The 4,296-nt window shown below is 68.4% G+C and carries 1 protein-coding gene and 1 pseudogene; one reads left to right on the top strand and one right to left on the bottom strand.

All coding sequences use genetic code 11. The features are described from left to right. A pseudogene (locus tag IH13_RS0132095) lies at window positions 1-429 on the bottom strand (hypothetical protein); the annotation flags it as partial. Between the two features lie 284 nt (window positions 430-713). On the opposite strand from IH13_RS0132095, the gene dnaE reads away from it, so the two are divergent. Further along, complete coding sequence (dnaE, locus tag IH13_RS0132090) at window positions 714-4,253, top strand: DNA polymerase III subunit alpha (RefSeq protein WP_031089945.1); 3,540 nt, start codon at window positions 714-716, stop codon at window positions 4,251-4,253. Window positions 4,254-4,296: the final 43 nt, after the last annotated feature.

The raw sequence follows: 4,296 nt of genomic DNA, 5'->3' as shown, positions 1-4,296 counted from the left end.
CAGCAGGGCCGCCGCCCGGTCGCCGGTGCCCGTCACACCCGCGAGCGGTGTGCCGACCGTGGCGACGCCGGAGAGCCGGTCGGAGCCGGCGTGCGCGCCGCCGCCGCAGAGCACGTCCACGCCCACCGAGCGCAGCGGGCCGGCGATCGGGCCGCCCGCCGCGCCGTAGCAGAGGTGCTGCCCGGTGGTGAAGACGGTGTCGGCGGCCAGCTCCAGCGGGATCAGCAGCCCGGCGATCGCCCCGAAGCCGCGCTCCCGGCCGGCCAGCGCGAACGCCGTCGCGAAGACGACGCCCGCCAGCAGCGCTATCGACGCCAGCGGCAGCGGGACCCGGGAGAGCAGCACATGGGACGCGGACGAGAGCGTGACGACGAGCGCGGTGAACAGCGCCGCGCGAACCGCCCTGACCGGAGTCCCTGATACGTCCATCGCCGCAGAGTGTGCCACGTGAACCTGTAAGCGATCCCTAAGGTGCCGCGACCCGGTGGACCCGGCCGGCCGGCGGGACCCGTCGGCGGCGCGCCCGGGGGCCGTGCGCGCGACGGCCGCCAGGCACCTGCGACGCCGCTGATCAGGCCGGAAGGGGCGGGCGTCCGGGAACTCCCCCGGGGCGGCCGGCGCCGGGAGCACCCGTCGTCCGTCAGCGCCAGGACGTAGACTTCCACGCTGTCCCCCCAGTCGCCCTCGCCCGTTCTCCCCGGAGGAACAGCGCCGTGAGCAAGCCGCCCTTCACGCACCTGCACGTCCACACCCAGTACTCGCTGCTGGACGGTGCCGCGCGGCTCAAGGACATGTTCGAGGCGTGCAACAGCATGGGCATGTCGCACATCGCGATGACCGACCACGGCAACCTCCACGGCGCCTACGACTTCTTCCACTCGGCGAAGAAGGCCGGGGTCACGCCGATCATCGGGATCGAGGCGTACGTCGCCCCCGAGTCGCGCAAGCACAAGCGGAAGATCCAGTGGGGCCAGCCGCACCAGAAGCGCGACGACGTCTCCGGTTCGGGTGGTTACACCCACAAGACGATCTGGGCGTCGAACAGCACGGGTCTGCACAACCTCTTCCGGCTCTCCTCGGACGCGTACGCCGAGGGCTGGCTGCAGAAGTGGCCGCGCATGGACAAGGAGACCATCGCCCAGTGGTCCGAGGGCCTCATCGCCTCCACCGGGTGCCCCTCCGGCGAGGTGCAGACCCGGCTGCGGCTCGGCCAGTTCGACGAGGCGGTCCAGGCGGCCTCCGACTACAAGGACATCTTCGGTGAGGGCCGGTACTTCCTGGAGCTGATGGACCACGGCATCGAGATCGAGCGCCGGGTCCGCGACGGGCTGCTGGAGATCGGCAAGAAGCTGGGCATCCCGCCGCTGGTGACGAACGACTCGCACTACACCTACGCCCACGAGGCCACCGCGCACGACGCCCTGCTCTGCATCCAGACCGGCAAGAACCTCTCCGACCCGGACCGCTTCCGCTTCGACGGCACCGGCTACTACATCAAGTCCACCGACGAGATGTACGCCGTCGACTCCTCCGACGCCTGGCAGCAGGGCTGCGCCAACACCCTGCTGGTCGCGGAGCAGATCGACACCACCGGCATGTTCGAGAAGCGCGACCTGATGCCGAAGTTCGAGATCCCGGAGGGCTACACCGAGGTCACCTGGTTCCAGGAGGAGGTCCGGGTCGGCATGGGCCGCCGCTACCCCGGCGGTGTCCCCGAGGACCGGCAGAAGCAGGCCGAGTACGAGATGGACATCATCATCCAGATGGGGTTCCCGGGGTACTTCCTCGTCGTCGCCGACTTCATCATGTGGGCCAAGAACAACGGCATCGCGGTCGGCCCCGGCCGAGGCTCCGCCGCCGGTTCGATCGTCGCGTACGCCATGGGCATCACCGACCTCGACCCGATCCAGCACGGGCTGATCTTCGAGCGGTTCCTCAACCCCGAGCGCGTCTCCATGCCCGACGTCGACATCGACTTCGACGAGCGCCGGCGCGTCGAGGTGATCAGGTACGTCACCGAGAAGTACGGCGCCGACAAGGTCGCCATGATCGGCACCTACGGCAAGATCAAGGCCAAGAACGCGATCAAGGACTCCGCCCGCGTCCTCGGCTACCCCTACGCGATGGGCGACCGGCTGACCAAGGCCATGCCCGCCGACGTCCTCGGCAAGGGCATCGACCTCAGCGGCATCACCGACCCCAAGCACCCGCGCTACGGCGAGGCGGGCGAGATCCGGGGGATGTACGAGAACGAGCCGGACGTCAAGAAGGTCATCGACACCGCCAAGGGCGTCGAGGGCCTGGTCCGGCAGATGGGCGTGCACGCGGCCGGCGTGATCATGTCCAGCGAACCCATCGTCGACCACGCCCCGGTCTGGGTGCGGCACACCGACGGCGTCACCATCACGCAGTGGGACTACCCCCAGTGCGAGTCGCTCGGCCTGCTCAAGATGGACTTCCTGGGCCTGCGCAACCTGACGATCATGGACGACGCCATCAAGATGGTGAAGGCCAACAAGGGCATCGACCTGGAGATGCTCTCCCTGCCGCTGGACGACCCCAAGACGTACGAACTGCTCTGCCGCGGTGACACGCTCGGGGTGTTCCAGTTCGACGGCGGCCCCATGCGCTCGCTGCTGCGCCAGATGCAGCCCGACAACTTCGAGGACATCTCCGCCGTCTCGGCCCTCTACCGGCCGGGCCCGATGGGCATGAACTCGCACACGAACTACGCCGAGCGCAAGAACGGCCGCCAGGAGATCACCCCGATCCACCCGGAGCTGGAGGAACCGCTCAAGGAGACGCTCGGCCTGACCTACGGCCTCATCGTCTACCAGGAGCAGGTCCAGAAGGCCGCCCAGATCATCGCCGGCTACTCGCTCGGCGAAGCCGACATCCTGCGCCGCGTGATGGGCAAGAAGAAGCCCGAGGAGCTGGCGAAGAACTTCGTCCTCTTCCAGGCCGGCGCCAAGAAGAACGGCTACTCGGACGCGGCGATCCAGGCGCTCTGGGACGTCCTGGTGCCCTTCGCCGGCTACGCGTTCAACAAGGCGCACTCCTCCGCGTACGGCCTGGTCACCTACTGGACCGCCTACCTCAAGGCCAACTACCCCGCCGAGTACATGGCGGCGCTGCTGACGTCCGTCAAGGACGACAAGGACAAGTCGGCGGTCTACCTCAACGAGTGCCGCCGCATGGGCATCAAGGTGCTCCCGCCGAACGTCAACGAGTCGGAGTCCAACTTCGCCGCCCAGGGTGACGACGTGATCCTCTTCGGGCTCACCGCCGTCCGCAACGTCGGGCAGAACGTCGTCGACTCGATCATCCGGTGCCGCAAGGCCAAGGGGAAGTACTCCTCCTTCCCCGACTTCCTCGACAAGGTCGAGGCGGTCGTCTGCAACAAGCGCACCGTCGAATCGCTCATCAAGGCGGGGGCCTTCGACGAGATGGGGCACACCCGCAAGGGGCTCGTCGCCCACCACGAGCCGATGATCGACAACGTGGTGCAGGTCAAGCGCAAGGAGGCGGAGGGGCAGTTCGACCTCTTCGGCGGCATGGGCGAGGAGGAGAGCGACGAGCCGGGCTTCGGGCTCGACGTGGAGTTCTCCGACGTCGAGTGGGAGAAGTCCTACCTGCTCGCCCAGGAGCGGGAGATGCTGGGCCTGTACGTCTCCGACCACCCGCTCTTCGGTCTGGAACACGTGCTCTCCGACAAGTCGGACGCCTCGATCTCCCAGCTCACCGGCGGCGAGCACGCCGACGGGGCGATCGTCACCGTCGGCGGCATCATCTCCGGCCTCCAGCGCAAGATGACCAAGCAGGGCAACGCCTGGGCCATCGCCACCGTCGAGGACCTCGCGGGCTCCATCGAGTGCATGTTCTTCCCCGCCACCTACCAGCTGGTCTCCACCCAGCTCGTCGAGGACACCGTCGTCTTCGTCAAGGGGCGCCTGGACAAGCGCGAGGACGTGCCGCGCCTGGTCGCCATGGAGATGCAGGTCCCCGACATCTCCAACGCCGGGACCAACGCGCCCATCGTGCTGACCATCCCGACGGTCCGGGTCACCCCGCCCATGGTGAGCCGGCTCGGCGAGGTCCTCGGCAACCACCGGGGCGACACCGAGGTCCGCATCAGGCTCCAGGGCCCCCGCAAGACCACCGTCCTGCGACTGGACCGGCACCGCGTCAAGCCCGACCCGGCGCTCTTCGGTGACCTGAAGGTGCTGCTCGGCCCGTCCTGCCTGGCCGGCTGAGAACACCGCCCGTACCCGCGAGAGCCTGTCTCTTATACACATC

The organism is Streptomyces sp. NRRL WC-3549 (assembly GCF_000721935.1).
Classification (GTDB): domain Bacteria; phylum Actinomycetota; class Actinomycetes; order Streptomycetales; family Streptomycetaceae; genus Streptomyces.
This window is presented reverse-complemented; position numbering and strand designations above follow the sequence as displayed.